Annotated in this window: 1 protein-coding gene; it reads right to left on the bottom strand. The window is 43.3% G+C overall.

From position 1 onward, the window contains the following. On the bottom strand, window positions 1-875 hold an 875-nt coding region (locus BA70_RS18860), incomplete at both ends, for a glycoside hydrolase family protein (RefSeq protein ID WP_193352357.1).

Consider the following 875-nt stretch of genomic DNA (forward strand, 5'->3'; position numbering starts at 1 on the left):
AATGGATAGCATGCTTGACCTTTACGCCATTGATTTTATTGCCGGAAACATCCACGTCGTCAATTTTTTGAATCCCTTTACGGCCATATACCTGAATGGCATGACGCTCTTTGATATTGGTGAAAGTGTTATCTTTGACTGAAAGACGCTTTACCTTGTTGACCCTGTTAGTAGGATTGCCGTTCGCGTCTTGTGTGTAGACCGACTCAACCCTTGGAAGCATGAGCCTCACTCCAGATGCACAATTCTTAAATCGGTTTCGGCTTATTAAAACGTCTTCCCATTTGTTTCCTGATATTGCGTACTCGGTCGTATCTTCAAAATCGTTGTTTTCGATACGAATATCAGAATACCAAAAGCCATCTGTGCTGGTGTGAGAATCTATCCCCCGTGCATATCCTTTTAAGCTTTCGGATCTGCTGAAATAGCAGTCTCGAATAATAACATGCTTGCTGACAGTTTGGTCATAAGCACCAAAGGCGCCGAAGTTGCCCGCCGATCTCATCAAGTCTAGCTGAATCGCAGCAGAAAACCATCTGTCGCCTTTATAATCAGCGAAGCCTTTAAACCATACATTCTCTATTAATACGTGTTTATTACCTGCACAATCAAACGCATGGCCGCCGCACACATCTTTTATTGTAATGTCCCGGATGATGATACGCTCAGCATGTGCAAAACCTATGACTGAACATTGTTCTTTGATTTCACCACCTGCGCTATCAAACACCCCTTGACCATCAATCAGTATGTTTCCGTGGCCGTTATAACCTTTTGTCTGATCGTCTTTATCCCCGTTCACGATCATAGAACCTACAAAGCCGCGCCTTATAACGGCACCAGCTTGTAAGGTTAAGTGAGTGTTTTTATAGATG

The organism is Bacillus zhangzhouensis, from assembly GCF_000715205.1.
In the GTDB taxonomy this organism is placed as follows: domain Bacteria; phylum Bacillota; class Bacilli; order Bacillales; family Bacillaceae; genus Bacillus; species Bacillus zhangzhouensis.